General features: G+C 51.2%; 18 protein-coding genes. All 18 read left to right on the forward strand.

What is annotated here, in order from left to right; genetic code table 11:
- Positions 1-33: 33 nt before the first annotated feature.
- The 18 genes from pulA (at position 34) to PGRAT_RS02065 (ending at position 17,179) form a co-directional block, all read left to right on the forward strand.
- Positions 34-2,007 (forward strand): type I pullulanase, encoded by a 1,974-nt coding sequence (pulA, locus tag PGRAT_RS01985; protein WP_042265921.1) that lies wholly within the window; start codon positions 34-36, stop codon positions 2,005-2,007.
- Positions 2,008-2,523: 516 nt separating this feature from the next.
- Positions 2,524-2,850 (forward strand): PadR family transcriptional regulator, encoded by a 327-nt coding sequence (locus tag PGRAT_RS01990; protein WP_025708833.1) that lies wholly within the window; start codon positions 2,524-2,526, stop codon positions 2,848-2,850.
- A gap of 6 nt (positions 2,851-2,856) precedes the next feature.
- Positions 2,857-3,645: a permease prefix domain 1-containing protein gene (locus tag PGRAT_RS31075; RefSeq protein WP_051424800.1), complete on the forward strand. Its 789-nt coding sequence runs from the start codon at positions 2,857-2,859 to the stop codon at positions 3,643-3,645.
- A 15-nt stretch (positions 3,646-3,660) separates the two neighbouring features.
- On the forward strand, positions 3,661-3,822 hold the full coding sequence (locus PGRAT_RS32940; RefSeq protein ID WP_155990550.1) for a hypothetical protein: 162 nt from the start codon (positions 3,661-3,663) through the stop codon (positions 3,820-3,822).
- 257 nt (positions 3,823-4,079) lie between these two features.
- On the forward strand, positions 4,080-5,564 hold the full coding sequence (locus PGRAT_RS02000) for a glutamate synthase subunit beta (protein WP_042265923.1): 1,485 nt from the start codon (positions 4,080-4,082) through the stop codon (positions 5,562-5,564).
- A 119-nt stretch (positions 5,565-5,683) separates the two neighbouring features.
- Positions 5,684-6,226 (forward strand): phosphodiesterase, encoded by a 543-nt coding sequence (yfcE, locus tag PGRAT_RS02005; protein WP_025709026.1) that lies wholly within the window; start codon positions 5,684-5,686, stop codon positions 6,224-6,226.
- A 155-nt stretch (positions 6,227-6,381) separates the two neighbouring features.
- Positions 6,382-7,440, forward strand: a complete 1,059-nt coding sequence (locus PGRAT_RS02010; protein WP_025709027.1) for an agmatine deiminase family protein — start codon at positions 6,382-6,384, stop codon at positions 7,438-7,440.
- A complete protein-coding gene (aguB, locus tag PGRAT_RS02015; protein WP_025709028.1) occupies positions 7,437-8,312 on the forward strand; it encodes an N-carbamoylputrescine amidase in 876 nt (291 codons plus the stop codon). The genes PGRAT_RS02010 and aguB overlap by 4 nt, the downstream gene beginning before the upstream one ends.
- 247 nt (positions 8,313-8,559) lie before the next feature.
- Positions 8,560-9,375, forward strand: coding sequence for a transporter substrate-binding domain-containing protein (locus PGRAT_RS02020; protein ID WP_081759043.1), 816 nt, complete (start codon positions 8,560-8,562; stop codon positions 9,373-9,375).
- Between the two features lie 260 nt (positions 9,376-9,635).
- Positions 9,636-10,283 carry an amino acid ABC transporter permease gene (locus PGRAT_RS02025; RefSeq protein WP_025709030.1) on the forward strand — a complete coding sequence of 216 codons (648 nt, stop codon included), beginning with the start codon at positions 9,636-9,638 and terminating at the stop codon, positions 10,281-10,283.
- A gap of 15 nt (positions 10,284-10,298) precedes the next feature.
- The gene (locus tag PGRAT_RS02030; RefSeq protein WP_025709031.1) at positions 10,299-11,021 is read left to right on the forward strand and encodes an amino acid ABC transporter ATP-binding protein; all 723 of its coding nucleotides are present in this window, start codon (positions 10,299-10,301) and stop codon (positions 11,019-11,021) included.
- Between the two features lie 157 nt (positions 11,022-11,178).
- On the forward strand, positions 11,179-11,625 hold the full coding sequence (locus tag PGRAT_RS02035; RefSeq protein WP_025709032.1) for a tellurite resistance TerB family protein: 447 nt from the start codon (positions 11,179-11,181) through the stop codon (positions 11,623-11,625).
- Between the two features lie 123 nt (positions 11,626-11,748).
- Positions 11,749-12,345 carry a TerD family protein gene (locus PGRAT_RS02040; protein WP_025709033.1) on the forward strand — a complete coding sequence of 199 codons (597 nt, stop codon included), beginning with the start codon at positions 11,749-11,751 and terminating at the stop codon, positions 12,343-12,345.
- Between the two features lie 29 nt (positions 12,346-12,374).
- Complete coding sequence (locus tag PGRAT_RS02045) at positions 12,375-12,950, forward strand: TerD family protein (protein ID WP_025709034.1); 576 nt, start codon at positions 12,375-12,377, stop codon at positions 12,948-12,950.
- A 51-nt stretch (positions 12,951-13,001) separates the two neighbouring features.
- Positions 13,002-13,583 (forward strand): TerD family protein, encoded by a 582-nt coding sequence (locus tag PGRAT_RS02050; RefSeq protein WP_025709035.1) that lies wholly within the window; start codon positions 13,002-13,004, stop codon positions 13,581-13,583.
- A gap of 82 nt (positions 13,584-13,665) precedes the next feature.
- A complete protein-coding gene (locus tag PGRAT_RS02055; protein ID WP_025709036.1) occupies positions 13,666-14,970 on the forward strand; it encodes a TerD family protein in 1,305 nt (434 codons plus the stop codon).
- A 25-nt stretch (positions 14,971-14,995) separates the two neighbouring features.
- Positions 14,996-15,736 carry a TerC family protein gene (locus PGRAT_RS02060; protein ID WP_025709037.1) on the forward strand — a complete coding sequence of 247 codons (741 nt, stop codon included), beginning with the start codon at positions 14,996-14,998 and terminating at the stop codon, positions 15,734-15,736.
- Positions 15,737-15,970: 234 nt separating this feature from the next.
- Positions 15,971-17,179 (forward strand): HpcH/HpaI aldolase/citrate lyase family protein, encoded by a 1,209-nt coding sequence (locus PGRAT_RS02065; protein ID WP_238326924.1) that lies wholly within the window; start codon positions 15,971-15,973, stop codon positions 17,177-17,179.
- The last annotated feature ends 63 nt before the right edge of the window (positions 17,180-17,242 follow it).

Consider the following 17,242-nt stretch of genomic DNA (forward strand, 5'->3'; position numbering starts at 1 on the left):
TCCAATTAATAAGGGGAAAAGGGGAATATTTGGATGTCAGTACAAAGGGAAATGGAAGAACCTATCTACTTTGGGGATCCTGCGGCTACCAGCGGGGTTTCCGTATTCGACCAGGATTTTGACATGCTGTTCAGCTATGACGGAGATGACCTTGGCCTCGCTTATACACCGGCCTGCTCAGCATTTTGCCTATGGGCTCCTACCGCCCAGGAGGCGGAGGTTGTGCTGTATGACTCCTGGCAGCAGACGGCCGGCCGCCGCCTGCCTATGACCCGCGAGGTGCGGGGGACCTGGAGACTGACGGTTTCCGGTGATCTGGAGGGCAAGCTGTATACCTACCGTGTGCGTATCGGGGAGCAGTGGAATGAGGCGGCGGACCCTTATGCCCGGGCTGTCGGTGTAAATGGGGATAGAGCGGCGATTATTGATCTGCGCAAAACGGACCCGGAGCGGTGGGCTGAGGATAAGCTGCCTTCAGATACACCGCCTTTGGCTCATCCAGTGGACGCGGTTATTTATGAGCTTCATCTGCGGGATTTGTCCATTCATCCGGCCAGCGGGATTGCCCACAAAGGACAATATCTGGGTCTCGCCGAAAGCGGAACGCGGGGTCCGGGGGGGATCCTGACCGGACTGGATCATATCGCTGATCTTGGGGTAACACATATTCAGCTGCTGCCTATCTACGACTATTCCACAGAGAGTGTGGATGAGACCAAGCTGGATCAGCCGCACTTTAACTGGGGTTATGATCCGAAGAATTTCAACGCGCCGGAGGGCTCCTATGCAACAGACCCCTATCTGCCGGGGCTGCGCATCACCGAGCTCAAAACCATGATTCAGGCGCTCCATGACCGGGGTCTTCGCGTTATCATGGATGTGGTCTACAACCATGTCTATGACGGGTACCGTGTGAATTTCACTAAGCTCGTTCCCGGCTATTATCTGCGCTATAAGCGGGATGGCAGTCTCTCCAACGGCTCGGGCTGCGGCAACGATACGGCGTCTGAGCGTATGATGATGTCCCGTTTTATTGTGGATTCGGTGCTTTACTGGGCCAAGGAATATCATTTGGACGGTTTCCGTTTTGATCTGATGGGCCTGATTGATATTGATACTATGGCGGAAGTCCGCAGACGTCTGGACGAAATCGACCCTTCGATCATGACTATCGGCGAGGGGTGGATCATGGAGACCGAGCTTGCTATGGAACGGCTGGCTAATCAGAGCAATGCGGATGCGCTGCCGGGGATCGGACAATTCAATGATGGTTACCGGGATGCAGTGAAGGGCAACATTTTCCTGCCGGATGACCCAGGCTTTATCGGCGGCAGATCGGGACTGGAGCAGGCAGTCAAGACAGGGATTACCGGAGGAGTGGTGTACGGGCAGACAATCGGCCAATTTGCCGATGAACCCCAGCAATGCGTGAACTATATGGAGTGCCACGACAACCATACTCTGTGGGATAAAATCGTCTTGTCCTCCCCTGAAGCCAGCAACGAACAGCACCGGGCGATGCACCGTCTGGCTTCCGCCATGATCCTGACGAGCCAGGGAATTCCATTCCTTCACGCCGGGCAGGAATTTCTGCGCACCAAAGAAGGTGTGGAAAACAGCTTCAGGTCACCGGTCGAGATCAATTGGCTGGACTGGGAGCGCTGTGCAGCGTATGCGGACGATGTTGCTTATATGAAGAAGCTCATCGCGCTGCGCCGGGCACATCCTGCCTTTCGACTGCGCAGTGCAGAAGAAATCCGCACGAAGCTGTTTTTTGAGAAGGCGCCGGCGGGTGCTATAGCCTATACCCTGCGGGAGCATGCCGGTGGCGATGAGGCGCAGTATCTGTACGTTGTCTACAATACCAATCCTAAGGGATCAACGCTTGCGCTGCCGCCGCTGGGAGGCTGGGAGCCGCTGCTGGGCGAAGAACTGGCGGAGCTCCAGACAAACGGGCGGCTGACTGTTAAGGGTATAGGAACGGTTATATTGGCTGTTCAGGCTTAGCCGGACTAAGGCCAGAATGGCGTGAGTGAAGAATATAAAGACTGTCTTATGGGTAGAGTCATCTGCCTACGGGACAGTCTTTTTGCTGTATAGGAAACCATACAAGCAAAAATGAGGATCACTTGGAAGCCTCGATGACAAGATGTAGGCGGTGCAGAAGGGTTGGTGATTGCTCACCGCCTTCTTCGTAAACGCTAGTTGGTAAAAAGGAACTTATTCCTCCCCTAAATCAACAATCGAGAGATTTAAGTGGAAAAAGGAAACTTAATTCGTTGATATTTCTTTATATGGAACGAAATGAGCTTAATGAGTGTACCTTTTTCCACTTAATCTTCAGGGAACAGGGTGCCGGGGCCAATTAGTTAACCTTTTTCCACTTGGGATGCCCCGATCTGCCGGTTCAGAACAACCAGGCTCATTTTTCCAAAATTAATACTACACCTGTCGTAGTAATTATGCTACAATGCAATTACTACGACAGATGTAGTACGACAGATGTAGTAAGGAGGAAGGTCATTGATCAGCAGCGATGTGATCCGCGGATACAACGATACATTTATTTTATACCTGCTATTGGACGGAGAATCCTATGGTTACGAGATCGCCAAGAATATCAGGAAGCTGTCGGATGAGAAATATATTATGAAGGAAACCACCCTTTATTCAGCGTTTACCCGGCTGGAGAAGAATGGGTACATCTGCTCTTTTTATAAGGATGAGACACAAGGAAAGCGTCGTACCTACTACCGCATCACTCCGGAGGGGCTGGCCTATTACCATGAGAAATGTGCCGAGTGGCTGATTACCCAGGAAGTTGTAAATAAATTCATTAAGGAGCTGTGATCAGGAATGGACACCATCATCGGTTATTTGAACAATATGTTTGCCGCTCTGCCTAAGACCGCGCAGATAGAGGGGGTCAAGCAGGACTTGCTGGCGAGCATGGAAGAGAAGTATCGTGAGCTGAAAGAAGAAGGCAAAACCGAAAATGAGGCCGTTGGCATCGTGATCTCCGAGTTCGGCAACATTGATGAACTGATGGAAGAGCTGGATATTGCGGTTGAAGGCGAGGAAGGCATTCTTCCTGTGCTGGCGCCGGAGGATACATGGGACTACATGGTTGCCAAGAAGAAAGCGGGGTTCATGACAGGAATTGGTGTGATGCTGTGCCTCATAGGACCTGCGCTGCTGATTCTGCTTCATGTCCTGGCTGAGACCGGTTTTCTACAAGGAATCCTCTCAGAAGATGCTGCAGGAATCTTAGGTGTGGTTGCTTTGCTTATACTGGTGGCCTTGGCGGTGGGGCTATTCATATTCAGCGGCATGATGCTGGAGAATTATAAGTATTTGCACAAAGGCTTTAACCTGCCGCATCATTTACGGTCCGAGATCCAGCAGCGCAGCAGTGCATATGCCTCGACGTATACTTTGTCCCTGGTGATGGGCGTATGCCTGTGTGTATTAAGTCCCGTTCCGGTCATTGCGGAGTCCCTCATCAATAACGATTCTTCCGGTTATGGCGTGGTGCTTTTGCTCTCACTGATTGCTGTGGCTGTTTTTCTGTTCATTTACTACGGGAACATCAAGGAGAGCTTCAGCTTTCTGCTTAAGGAGGGGGAGTATACCCGGGAAAAGTAAAAGGAGAACCGGGCCATGGGCAGCGCTGGAGTCATTATCCGGCCGCTGCCCGTCGTCATTTTCCTGATCAGCGGGTTTGTTTTTGGAAGCTGGGATGTCAATTGGAACGTGTTCCCGGTAACCGCACTTCTGCTGAGAGTGCTCAACTCTATACATCATGCAGCCAAGGAGAAATAGCGTATTAAATAGCTTTGCCCATCCCCGGAATTTTATTTAAAAAATGTGACATTACTCATTTAGGCTGTAGAGGATAGATGATAATATGAAGTCATTTCAGGCGGAAACCCGCCTTGTCACAGCTTTTTGCTTTGCTGCTTTACAGTGACAAATGATCAGTCGGTGACAGAGAGTAACTGTCTTTTGGAGCCGAATGGGGCAAGAATGCCGCCCTTAATATACGGCGGCCAATCAGAGAGACTCGGAGGATGACAGGGATGGGTAAAGCAACAGGATTTCTCGAATATCAGCGGCAGACTCCTGCGGAGTGCGAGCCTTTGGAACGGATCAAGAACTGGAATGAATTTGCACAGCCGATGGATGAGGAGAAGCTGCGGGAGCAGGGCGCGCGCTGCATGGATTGCGGTACGCCGTTCTGCCATGTGGGGCGAATGCTATCGGGGATGGCTTCCGGCTGTCCGCTGCATAATCTTATTCCGGAATGGAATGATATGGTTTACCGCGGCAACTGGGAGGTAGCCCTGAAGCGGCTGCACAAGACGAATAACTTTCCGGAGTTTACCGGACGTGTCTGCCCTGCGCCCTGCGAGGGTGCATGCACCGTGGGCATGAACGGCAAGCCGGTCACCATCAAATCCATTGAGAAAGCCATAGTCGATAGAGGTTTTGAGGAAGGGTGGATCGTTCCCCAGCCGCCGCTCACCCGTACGGGCAAAAAGGTCGCCATCGTCGGCTCCGGCCCGGCAGGCCTTGCTTGTGCCGCACAGCTGAACAAGGCGGGACACAGTGTCACTGTATATGAACGTGCGGACCGCATCGGCGGCCTGCTGACTTACGGAATCCCGAACATGAAGCTCGACAAAAAGACTGTACAGCGCCGCGTGGATCTGCTGGCGGCAGAAGGCATTACCTTTGTTACCCGTACCGAGATCGGCAGAGATATTGCCGCATCGCAGCTGAAGGAGGAACATGATGCAGTGGTGCTCTGCGGCGGTTCCACGCAGGCGCGTGATCTGGCACTGGAAGGGCGCGGGCTGCGGGGCATTCATCAGGCGATGGAGTTCCTGACACTGAATACGAAGAGTCTGCTCGACTCCAGTCTCGCAGACGGCGAGTACATCTCGGCGGCCGGCAAAGATGTGGTCGTCATTGGCGGCGGGGATACAGGCACGGACTGTGTGGCGACTTCCATCCGCCACGGCTGCCGCAGTGTGATCCAGCTGGAGATTATGCCGCAGTCTCCGCTTACCCGCCAGGCGGGCAACCCTTGGCCGGAATGGCCGAAGGTGCTGAAGGTCGATTATGGCCAGCAGGAAGCGGCTTCGCTGTATCACGAAGATCCGCGCCGGTATCTGGTGAACACGAAGCGTTTTGTCGGCGACGACGGCGGACATGTGCAGGAGCTGCATACTGTGCGTATTGAATGGAGCCGGAATGAGCAGGGCCGGATGGTGCCGGTTGAGGTTCCGGGCAGTGAAGAAGTCATCAAGGCGCAGCTTGTGCTGCTCGCCCTGGGATTCACCGGACCGGAAGAGACTGTGCTCGGCCAGCTTGGAGTAGAGCGTGATGAGCGCTCCAACGCCAAAGCAGAGTTTGGAACACAGGCAACTAATGTGGAAGGCGTATTTGCCGCAGGGGATATACGGCGCGGCCAGAGCCTTGTGGTGTGGGCGATTAATGAAGGGCGGCAGGCAGCACGGGAAGTGGACCGGTTCCTCACGGGTTCCTCGAATCTGCCTTAAGCCATTGCTGGATAAAAACCTAAGGTTCAGGACGCCCTGCGTGGCGTCCGCTTTGCGTTTCCGTTCCCTTGCAGGTTAAGATAAATAGTTACATAGACCACATAAAAGGAGAATGTATCATGAAACTGATGTTCATTTCGGATATTCACGGATCGCTGCATTGGCTGGAGCAGGCTTTGGCGAAGGCGGAGGAGGAGCAGCCGCATACGCTTGTTGTGCTGGGCGACTTCCTGTACCACGGGCCAAGGAATCCTCTGCCGGATGGCTATGATCCACAGGGAGTCGCCGCTAAGCTGAATGCCTATGGCAAATCGCTGGTGGCCGTGCGCGGCAACTGTGACGCCGAGGTCGACCAGATGCTGCTGCAGTTCCCGATGATGGGTGACTATGTGCTGATCCTTCATGAAGGCCGGAAGATCTACGCTACCCACGGGCATGGCTTCAGCATCGACAATCTGCCCCCGCTTGCGCCGGGTGATGTTTTTATTCAGGGGCATACCCACCTCCCGGTAGCTGAGGTCAGAGAAGGCATCACGGTACTGAATCCCGGCTCAATCTCGCTGCCAAAAGAGAACAATCCCAACTCCTACGCGATCCTGGAGAATGGGGAATTTATTATCAAGGATTTTGCCGGAAAGATAGTGAAGCAGATCCAGCTGTAAAATATAGCCTAGCCCGAATCCCCCTTGATTTTCCCAGGGGGATTTTGCTTGTCCGGCAATTGAGCGGACCCCCATATTATTGTATGATGGGTAAGGAGCTTTTTCAGCGACAGCCGTTCCGCTCCAAATATAAATAACATGAGGTAATTATAAGAATGTATCCCAAAGATTTAAACTATACCATGCCGCCGGAATGGGGCGAGCATGAACGTACATTTATTTCCTGGCCGGTCCAGGCATCAATGGTGTTTCCAGACAATTATGAGGCTGTAAGCGCGGGTTATGCCGAGATTATCCGGGCCATTGCCGAATTCGAGCCGGTAACCGTGATCGTCAATCCCGAAGAGCTGGAGCAGGTAGAGAAGCTGTCTCTGGGCGACAACGTTACATTGCTGCCGATCCGGCATAATGATGCCTGGCTGCGTGATAACGGTCCGACCTTTGTGAAGGGGACGGATGGAGCTCTTGCAGGAGTGAACTGGAAGTTCAATGCCTGGGGCGGCAAATATTCGCCTTGGGATCTTGATGATGAGGTGGCTCCGCAAATTCTGGAGCAGGTGCAGGTGACCCGTTACGATGCTCCGCTGGTCATGGAAGGCGGCTCGATCCATACCGACGGTGAAGGAACGCTCCTAACCACGGAGGAATGCCTGCTGAACAAAAACCGCAACCCGGAGCTGGACCGGGAAGAAATTGAAGAATACGTGCGGAAATATACAGGTACAGAGACCATCATTTGGCTGAAGCGCGGCCTAAGCGGGGATGAAACGGACGGCCATGTTGACAATATTGCCTGCTTCGCTGCGCCTGGGAAGGTAATCATCCAGGTCTGCGATGACCCGCAGGACGAGAATTATGAAATTACGCGGGAGAATTTGCGCATTCTGGAGAATGCCGTGGATGCCAAAGGCCGGAAACTCGAGATTGTACCCATCCAGCAGCCGCCTCGTACCGACTATGACGGCAGCCGTCTGACACTCAGCTATTTGAATTTTTATTTTGTGAACGGCGGGATTATCCTGCCGGTGTTCGGAGGCACTGCCGCTGAGACGGATGCGCTTGCCGAAGAGAAGCTTGCTGCACTGTTCCCGGGCCGCAGAATCCGCACAGTGAACGGAATGGCCGTGATTGGTGAAGGCGGCAATGTACACTGCACCACCCAGCAGATGCCTGCCGGGAAATCATCTATTTATGCAAGGAGGACAGAACTGTGAGAAACGTAAAAGTAGCCGCGACGCAAATGAGCTGCTCGGGCGACATTGAAGAGAATATCCGCAAGGCCGAAACACTGGTTAGAGAAGCTGCAGCCCAAGGTGCGCAGATTATTCTGCTGCAGGAGCTGTTTGAAACCCCGTATTTCTGCCAGAAGGAGAAATCCGATTATTATGCTTATGCCACCGAGCTTGAGCACAACAAAGCGGTGAACCACTTCAAAGCCATCGCCAAGGAGCTGCAGGTGGTGCTGCCGATCAGCTTTTATGAAAAGAAAAACTATGCCCGTTACAACTCCTTGGCTGTAATTGATGCGGATGGCACGGTGCTGGGCAAGTACCGCAAAAGCCATATCCCGGATGGCCCTGGCTATGAAGAGAAGTTCTACTTCAATCCCGGGGATACCGGATTTAAGGTGTGGAACACCCGGTATGCCAAAATCGGCGTAGGTGTCTGCTGGGATCAGTGGTATCCGGAGGCAGCACGGGTAATGAGCTTAATGGGTGCGGAAATTTTGTTCTACCCTACGGCCATTGGTTCGGAGCCGCAGGATGGCTCCATTGATTCGAAAGACCACTGGCAGACCTGCATGCTGGGCCATGCGGCGGCGAATCTGATTCCTGTCGTAGCCTCGAACCGGATCGGAGAAGAAACCGATGAGGAGTCCAGCATTAACTTTTACGGTTCCTCATTTATCGCTGGTCCACAGGGCAACAAGGTCGTTGAAGCCGGACGGGATGAGCAGGCCGTACTGGTCAGCGAATTCGATCTTGACGCATTGGAGGTCGGCCGGATTGAGTGGGGAATCTTCCGCGACCGGCGGCCGGAGCTGTACCGGATGATCGCATCGTATGACGGAGATTTGACGTTTTAAGCAAAAGTAAGGCACCGACCGGAAGAGGGCTATTTTCCGGCGGTGCTTTTTTTGATGCAAAAAACGGTTGTATGGCAGGCTTGCTGCCATATTGCCGGATCACCGGACGGGGGAAACATCAAATTTCACAACCCATCAATAATGTGTTATGTAACATTACATAAGTGCGAAAAGTTAATTGTCATCACCGCTTTGATCTGATAAAATCTCCTTAAGTTATCTTACAAACCAGTAGGGGGATTGGAGAATGGGGATGAAAAAGAAATGGGCAGTGTCAGCTTTGGCGGCATTTTTGGTGCTTGCAATGGCAGGCTGCGGTTCCGGCAATAAGGCGGATAGCGGCAGCGCCGGCGGGGATACAATCAAGTTCGCCAGTGACGCGAGCTATGCGCCGATGGAGTACATGGATACCGATAAGATTAAGGGCTTTGACATTGATTTTATCAAGGCGGTTATGGAAGAAGCGGGTATCGATTACACTGTTACGAACACAGGCTGGGATACCATGCTGTCCAGCGTGAAGCAGGGCACGGAATATCAGGCCGGGTTATCATCGGTGTCCATTACAGATGAACGTAAGGAGACTTATGATTATTCCATTCCTTATTTTGAATCCACCAACATGATCATGGTTAAGGAAGGCAGCGACATTAAGAGTGCGCTTGATCTGAAGGACAAAAAGGTCGCCGTGCAGGCGGCGACTACGGCGGATGAATTGATGAGCGGGATTATGGGTGTGGACAACGGCAACCTGAGGCGTTTTGACAGCAACGCAGTGGCCCTGATGGAGTTGAATAAAGGTGGAGCGGATGCAGTGGTAGCGGATATTGCCATCGTGAATGAATACATCAAGAACAACCCGGATGAGAAATTGACGGGGATCATCGACAAAGAGAACTTCGGTTCTGAATATTACGGCATCCTCTATCCGAAGGGCAGTGAATGGAAAGCCAAGCTGGACCCGGCGATCAAAAAAATTATCGAGAACGGCAAATATACCGAAATCTACAAAACCTGGTTCGGTGAAGAGCCGGATACCCAGACCCTTTTGAATGCAGAGTAAGCGTCGGAACAACTATATAGATTGAACTTGAAAATATAAGATTAGGGAGAAGTGGCGGAGGAGAAGTTTGGAACTGCAGGAGCGGAAGTCCAACATTCTCTGTAGTCAGGGCCAATCCCATAAATAGATAAATCTACAAGTTCAATCTATATAAGCATGCGTAATGATTGCTATTGCGCATGCTTCTTTTTTTGAAATAGAGAGATGAAATAGAGAGGAAGCAACAAGTAGATGAGAAGAGAAGAGAAGGGAAGGTTTCTATGGATTTCAGATTTGACATCATTGCTCATTATATACCTGTATTGCTTAGGGGTACGGCATTTACAATTGGTGTATCTATCGTCTCGATTATCTTCGGCTCCATCCTGGGACTGGGCATCGGCTTTGGCAAAATGGCTCCAAAAGCGTATTTCCGCTGGCCGTTTCATTGTTACATCAACTTTTTTCGCGGAACCCCCTTGTATGTGCAGATTTTGATTGTCCACTTCGGGGTGGTCCCCGCATTTTACGGCAGCACCAATGTTCTGATGACTTCGTTTATAGCGCTCTCTCTGAACTCAGCAGCCTATTCAGCCGAGATCTTCCGGGCGGGCATCCAGTCGATTGATCCTGGGCAGCGTGAGGCGGCGGTTTCACTGGGGATGACCAGATTTCAGGCGATGCGGTTTATCATTCTGCCACAGGCGGTTAAACGGATGGTGCCTGCGTTCGGCAATGAGTTTATCGTTCTGGTAAAAGACTCCTCGCTGCTCGCACTGATTGCCGCCCCGGAGATTATGTACTGGAGCAACACGATGAAAGGCCAGTATTTGCGGATATGGGAACCTTATTTGACTGCTGCACTCATTTATTTCATTCTTACTTACTCACTCAGCAAGCTGCTTAATTTTATTGAACGGAAGGTGTAAGCGCACATGGAGCCTATGATCTCAGTTAGACATCTGCATAAATCATTTGGGGCCCACAAGGTGCTGACCGACATTAATGTCGATATTCACACCAAGGAGGTTGTGGTGGTGATCGGTCCTTCGGGTTCGGGCAAATCAACCTTTCTGCGCTGCCTGAATCTTCTGGAGCAGCCGCAGGAGGGCGACATCGTTATTGAAGGCACGTCCCTGATGGCCAAAGGCACAAGAATTAACGATATACGCACAGAGCTTGGAATGGTTTTTCAGCAGTTCAATCTGTTCCCCCACAAAAAAGTGATCGAGAACATTATGCTCGCCCCGGTCCAGGTCCGTAAGTGGCCTGCGGAGCAGGCACGCCGGAAGGCGCTGGAGCTGCTGGACAAGGTCGGTTTAAGCGAAAAAGCCGAGGCGTATCCGGCCTCGCTCTCCGGCGGTCAAGCCCAGCGGGTGGCAATTGCCCGTGCGCTGGCGATGGAGCCGAAGATCATGCTGTTTGATGAGCCCACCTCTGCACTTGATCCGGAAATGGTCGGTGAGGTGCTTGCGGTAATGAAGGATCTGGCCCGTGAAGGGATGACCATGGTAGTGGTTACCCATGAGATGGGGTTTGCCCGCGAGGTGGGAGAACGTGTGCTGTTTATGGAGCAGGGTGCAGTTATCGAGGAAGGCCATCCGGAGCAATTGTTCGGTTATCCGTCGCATGAGCGTACCCGGGCCTTCTTATCCAAGGTGTTGTGAAATCCTGGCAAAGTAGAATCTTGGCGATTAATCGGTTATATTAGAGGGGTAAGGATTGAGAGCTGGAACTTTAAGTAAATATCTGTCGAAACGGCTGAGAGGAGGCTCGGGGATATCTTTTGTTTATCATAACTTATAATGATAGAAGGAGAATACGATGAGCACATTTAAAAACTGGTTGAACACAACAAAAAACGGACTGACTGAACAGGTGAAAAAGTTCAAAAATAAAGATTTTATGAACGCTGTTGTCGCGGGCTGCGCCCTGGTGGCTGCGGCTGACGGCAAAATTGAGGAAGCTGAAAAGAATAAAATGGCCGGATATATGAACCTCAGCAACGAACTGAAGGTTTTTGACATGAGGGATGTCATTGCCCAGTTCAATTTCTATGTCAGCAATTTCGAATTTTCTCCGGAGATCGGCAAACAGGAAGCGCTGAAAGCCATCGCCAAGTTCAGCAGCAAACCGGAAATTGGGCGCGTAATTGTAGGTGTATGTTCTGCAATCGGTGCGGCTGACGGCGATTTTGACGAGCAGGAAAAAGCGGTGGTGCGGAATATTTGCAGCGTGCTGGGACTCAGTCCAAGCGAATTCAGCCTGTAAGTACAGAATTGAAATTTACCGGGAAACGGATGAAACGTAATTGCTTCTGTGTCGTATCACTGGTATAACACCCACAAGTTAGACTTTTAACTGCTATTCTTTTCGAAACGGAGGTACGTAAATTTGGCTGGTATTAATTTGGTAAAAGGTCAAAAGATTGATTTAACAAAGGGAAACGCCGGACTGTCCAATGTCATTGTAGGACTTGGCTGGGACCCTGCTGAGCCGGCACGCGGATTCTTCGGTGTTAAGAAGCAGGCCAACGTCGACTGCGATGCATCGGCATTGCTCTTGAGCGAAAATGGCAAGCTGACCAACAAGCTGAACCTGGTCTGTTTCCACAACAAGCAGAATCCGAACAGCTCCGTTGTCCATTCCGGGGATAACCTGACAGGCGAGGGAGACGGGGACGACGAGCAGATTAAGGTGAATCTGAAGGCGATTCCTGCCGATGTGCACAAGGTTCTTGTCGTAGTCAATATCTATGATGCCGTGAACCGCAAGCAGGATTTCGGGATGATTAAATCGGCGTACATCCGGATTGTGAACGCGTCGGGGAACAGTGAACTGGTCAAGTTCAACCTGACGGACAATTACACAGGTTTTACTGCATTGATCTGCGGAGAGCTCTACCGTCATGGCGAAGAATGGAAATTCGCAGCCATCGGTGAGGGAGCGCACGCAGCACATATCAACCAATTGGCTGAACGCTACATCTAATTCTAATATAAGAAAAGAGGTTTCTATTCATGGCGATTAATTTATCCAAAGGGCAAAAAATCGATCTGACCAAAACCAACCCGGGTCTTTCCAAAATCACAGTCGGCCTCGGCTGGGACACCAATAAATACGATGGCGGTAAAGATTTCGACTTGGACGTTTCCGTCTTTTTGACCAATGCCAGCGGTAAAGTGGATAAAGAGAGCAACTTCATTTTCTTCAACAACAAGCAGAACGAGAACGGTTCCGTCATCCACACCGGTGACAACCGCACAGGCGAAGGCGACGGGGACGATGAGCAAATTCAAGTCGATCTGCTGAACATTCCGGCAGATGTGGATAAAGTGGCCTTTACGATTACCATCTATGAAGCTGAGGCCAGAAGCCAGAACTTTGGACAAGTCTCCCGCTCTTATGTGCGTATTGTAAATGATGCCAACAGCGAAGAATTGATCCGGTTTGACCTGGGAGAAGACTTCTCCATTGAAACCGGCGTAGTGGTAGGCGAACTGTACCGCAACGGCGCAGAATGGAAATTCAATGCCATCGGCAGCGGGTACAAAGATGGTCTTGCCGGCTTGACCCGCGATTACGGGCTGCAATAAAATCTGTGGCTTCTGTTAAATGAAACTATTCACGAAAGAAGGTTGTTACCAGTGACGATCAGTCTTTCCAAAGGACAGCGGATTGATCTTACCAAGACCAATCCGGGCCTGACGAAGGTTGTTGTGGGACTCGGCTGGGATACGAACAAATATAGCGGCGGCAAGGATTTTGACTTGGACGCTTCGGCATTTTTGCTCCATGAGGATGGCAAAGCCAAAGGTGAGGATGATTTTGTCTTCTACAATAATCCTTCCGGCGGCACCGGATCTGTAACCCATACGGGGGATAACCGTACAGGGGAAGGCGATGGGGATGACGAGCAGATCCTTGTGGATTTCAGCAAGGTTCCCGCGAATATTCAGCGTATCGGCATTACAGTAACCATTTATGATTATGAGGCAAGAGTCCAGAACTTTGGACAAGTCTCCAATGCATTTGTGCGTGTTGTAGATGCTTCCAGTGACCGTGAGATTCTGCGGTTCGATCTGGGTGAGGATTTCTCAACAGAAACTGCTGTTGTATTCTGTGAATTCTACCGCCATGGTGCGGATTGGAAGTTCCAGGCGGTGGGAAGCGGGTTTGCCGGCGGCCTTAGTGCCTTGTGCAGGAACTACGGACTGGACGCGCAATAGTAGCTTCAAAGGCGGGATCTTAGCGATCCTGCCCTTTTTATAAATATTAGCAGATTTATGCTTCTCAAAAGGTGGCGTAAGAATGAGCACTCAAGTGGTTAAAGGACAGAAGGCAGACCTGACCAAAGGCAATCCGGGACTCCGTCACATGATTGCAGAGATCGCCTGGAATGCCCCTTCTTCGATGGAAATTGACGCCTCGGCGTTCCTGCTTGGTTCTGAGGGTAAGGTGCGCGGGGATGATGACCTGATCTTTTATAATAATCCGTCTACATCTTATATCCGGTATAAGGACGTGCCGGGCCAAGCTTCAGGGGGCCTCAGGCAGTTCGAAGTCGAACTGGACAAGATTCCCCCGGACATCATGAGAATTGCATTTACGCTTACACTCTATGACGGCGAGAACCGCAAGCAAAGCTTCGGGCAAATGAGTGAAGCTCATTGCCGGATTCTGAATCAGGCGACAGGCTCGGAAATCCTGCGATGTAATCTTGAAAGTCATTTCTCCGTAGAAACGGCTGTTGTGGTAGGAGAATTATATAGATACAGCGGTGAATGGAAGTTCAGCGCCATTGTGGCGGGTTTTGACGGCGGGCTGCAGGCGCTCTGCAGCAATTATGGAATTGAGGTGTCGGAGGAGCCGGCTCCAGCTTCCCCCAAGCCGGAGCCGGCAGAGCGGCAGAGAGCCCAACCGGAGGCTCCGGTGATACCGGTGATCCAGCCGGCGGCCGGATCTGCTGCGCCTCCTTCCGGGCGGCAGGAGATTTCTTCCTCTGCGCCGCTGAATCTTAATCTGAAGAAGATTGAGCTGAAGAAAAAAGGCGACTCCATTAACTTGAAGAAATCCGCTGCGGGACTGGGTGAAGTGTTGGTCAACCTCAACTGGAATCAGAAGCAGGGCGGCGGACTGTTCAGCCGCAAGGGCGGCGTGGATTTGGATCTAGCCTGCCTCTATGAACTCAAAAGTGGCCACAAGGGCGTTGTGCAGGCGCTTGGCAATGCCTTCGGCCACTTTCAGCAGCCGCCCTTTGTAATGCTGGATGGAGATGACCGGACAGGCTCCGTAACCTCTGGAGAAAACCTGCGTATAAACGGGAGTAAGGTTGCGGAAATCGAAAGAATTTTAATTTTTGCTTTTATCTACAAGGGCGTTACCCATTGGTCCGAAGCAGATGGTGTAGTTACCATAACTCAAGGCGGCGGGCCGGATATTATTGTCCATTTGGACGAGCATAACAACCGGAAGGGCATGTGCGCCATAGCCATGGTCCAGAATGTCGGGAATGAAACGTTCAGTATTGAAAGACTTGTGCAATATTTCAGCGGGCATCGCGAAATGGACCAGGCATATGGATGGGGCCTGCAGTGGGTAGCGGGCAGTAAATAAACTATTTTACCGGAGGCAAGATGGAATGGACTGGTTCAGCGATTTTTTTAGGAGTATAAGCGAAAACTACGGGCACTTCTTCTCGTGGAGCGATATTGTAGGCACCCTCTCTGACCCTGTAAGCTGGGGGATCATTGGAAGTCTGGTGCTGCTGGAAGGTCTGCTCTCCGCAGATAATGCACTCGTACTGGCGGTTATGGTCAAGCATTTACCCAAAGAACAGCAGAAAAAGGCGTTGTTCTACGGGATTTTGGGTGCGTATTTATTCAGATTCCTGGCCATTGGCCTCGGGACCTTCCTGATTAAGTTTACGCTCGTTAAGGTTCTGGGTGCGCTCTATCTCTTCTATATCGCCTACAAAGGTTTGTTTAAAGGCGGCGAGGAAGATCACACAGAGAATAAAGGCACCTCTTTTTGGCGAACGGTGCTGATGGTTGAGTTAATGGATATTGCCTTCAGTATTGATAGCGTTGTGGCCGCTTTCGGACTTAGCGATAAGGTCTGGGTACTGTTCCTGGGCGGTATACTCGGCGTACTGATGATGCGCGGTGTGGCCCAGCTGTTCCTGAAGCTCATTGCCAGATTCCCTGAATTGGAGCAGACGGCGTTTCTGCTGATCGCTATTATTGCCGGCAAAATGATGGCTGGAGCCTTTGGCTACGAAATGTCGCATGTGGTGTTCTTCACTATTCTGATAGCAGTCTTTGTGGGAACAATCTTGTACAGCTCGGGCAAGAAAAAAAGAGAGGCTAACCGTAAAGTTTAACTGAAGCGGCAGTCTTGATGCGAGTCACTGTTTTATAGGCAGAGGAGACGTCCACAGGGAAGGTGGATCTCCTCTGCTAGGTAATCGTATAGATAATAGCATGGCCTTTGCTTGTATTTGAGAAAGCCGGATGCCGTCCCCGAGAGGACGGCGCAGCCGGTTCTACTGCTCTCTATAAGGAGAGGTTATTCGTTTTTGCAGCGCTTCTTCGTGAACCGATAAGGGGGAAAGGCCTTGAGATACTTCGATTACCTGACCAAAGAACAAGAAATGTCCTTATTCTACTCTCCGCCTGTTTCATTTAACTCTGCCACACATAAGGAGCTCCTGGCGTATGCTGTTGGAGCGGCCCTATATATGCCGGCTACCCGTCCCAGTGTCGCTGAAGATATTTTGAAGCTTAAGGCTTCGGGATTGGTAACGGTGATTATGGATCTGGAGGATGCCATTGGCGACGGCGAAGTTGATTTTGCCGAGGAATCTATTGTGAGACATCTTGCGTTCCTCTCGGCCTATGCCGACAATGAGCCGGAGCTAAGGAATAGTCTCCCGCTGCTGTTTGTCCGTGTACGCAATCCGGAGCAGCTGCAGCAGCTGATTTTCCGGCTGGGCACTTTAATTACTATGCTGACCGGCTTTGTATTTCCCAAATTCACTTTGGAGAACGGAGTGGAATACTTCGAGGCAATAGCGGATTATAACAGCTCCCGCAGCTATTCGGCTCCTGTGCTGTACGGTATGCCGATCCTGGAGAGCGCACCGGTCATATACCGGGAAAGCCGGCTTGACACGCTGCTTGGTATCCGCGATTTGCTGGGTGAATACCGTGAGTATGTACTGAATGTCCGCATCGGGGCGACGGATTTCTCCAGTCTGTTCGGGCTGCGGCGCAGTCCGGATATCAGCATTTATGATCTGACGCCGATCCGTGACTGCATCTCCGATATTATCAATGTGTTCGGCCGGGTGGAGGAGGGATATGTCGTCTCGGGCCCGGTATGGGAATACTTCGCGAACAAAGGGCACCGGGTCCTGCGTCCGCAGCTCCGGCAGACTCCTTTTGAGGATACCTATGGCAAGCAGGGCCGCGAAATCCGCAATCACTATATTACCAGCGCCATGGACGGGCTCTTCCGTGAAGTGCTTTTGGATAAGGAGAACGGGATTGTCGGCAAGACGATCATTCACCCCTCCCACCTGAGACCTGTGCAGGCCATGTATACGGTGATGCATGAGGAATATGTGGACGCCTTAAGTATTGTCGAGAGCAATGATGGCAGCCGCGGGGTGTTCAAAAGCGAGTATTACAACAAGATGAATGAAATTAAGCCCCATCTGAACTGGGCGAAACGTGTCTTACTACGATCTCAAATATACGGGGTGTTACATGAACAACAGCATTTTGTCGGATTATTGCCCGAGAACGAATACACACACGTTTAATATTGTTGAGAACCTGCAGGTTACGGTAACTGAAACCTCCAACCCTTTTCAAATTCCGGTCCA

This window comes from Paenibacillus graminis (assembly GCF_000758705.1).
Lineage (GTDB): Bacteria > Bacillota > Bacilli > Paenibacillales > Paenibacillaceae > Paenibacillus_AQ > Paenibacillus_AQ graminis.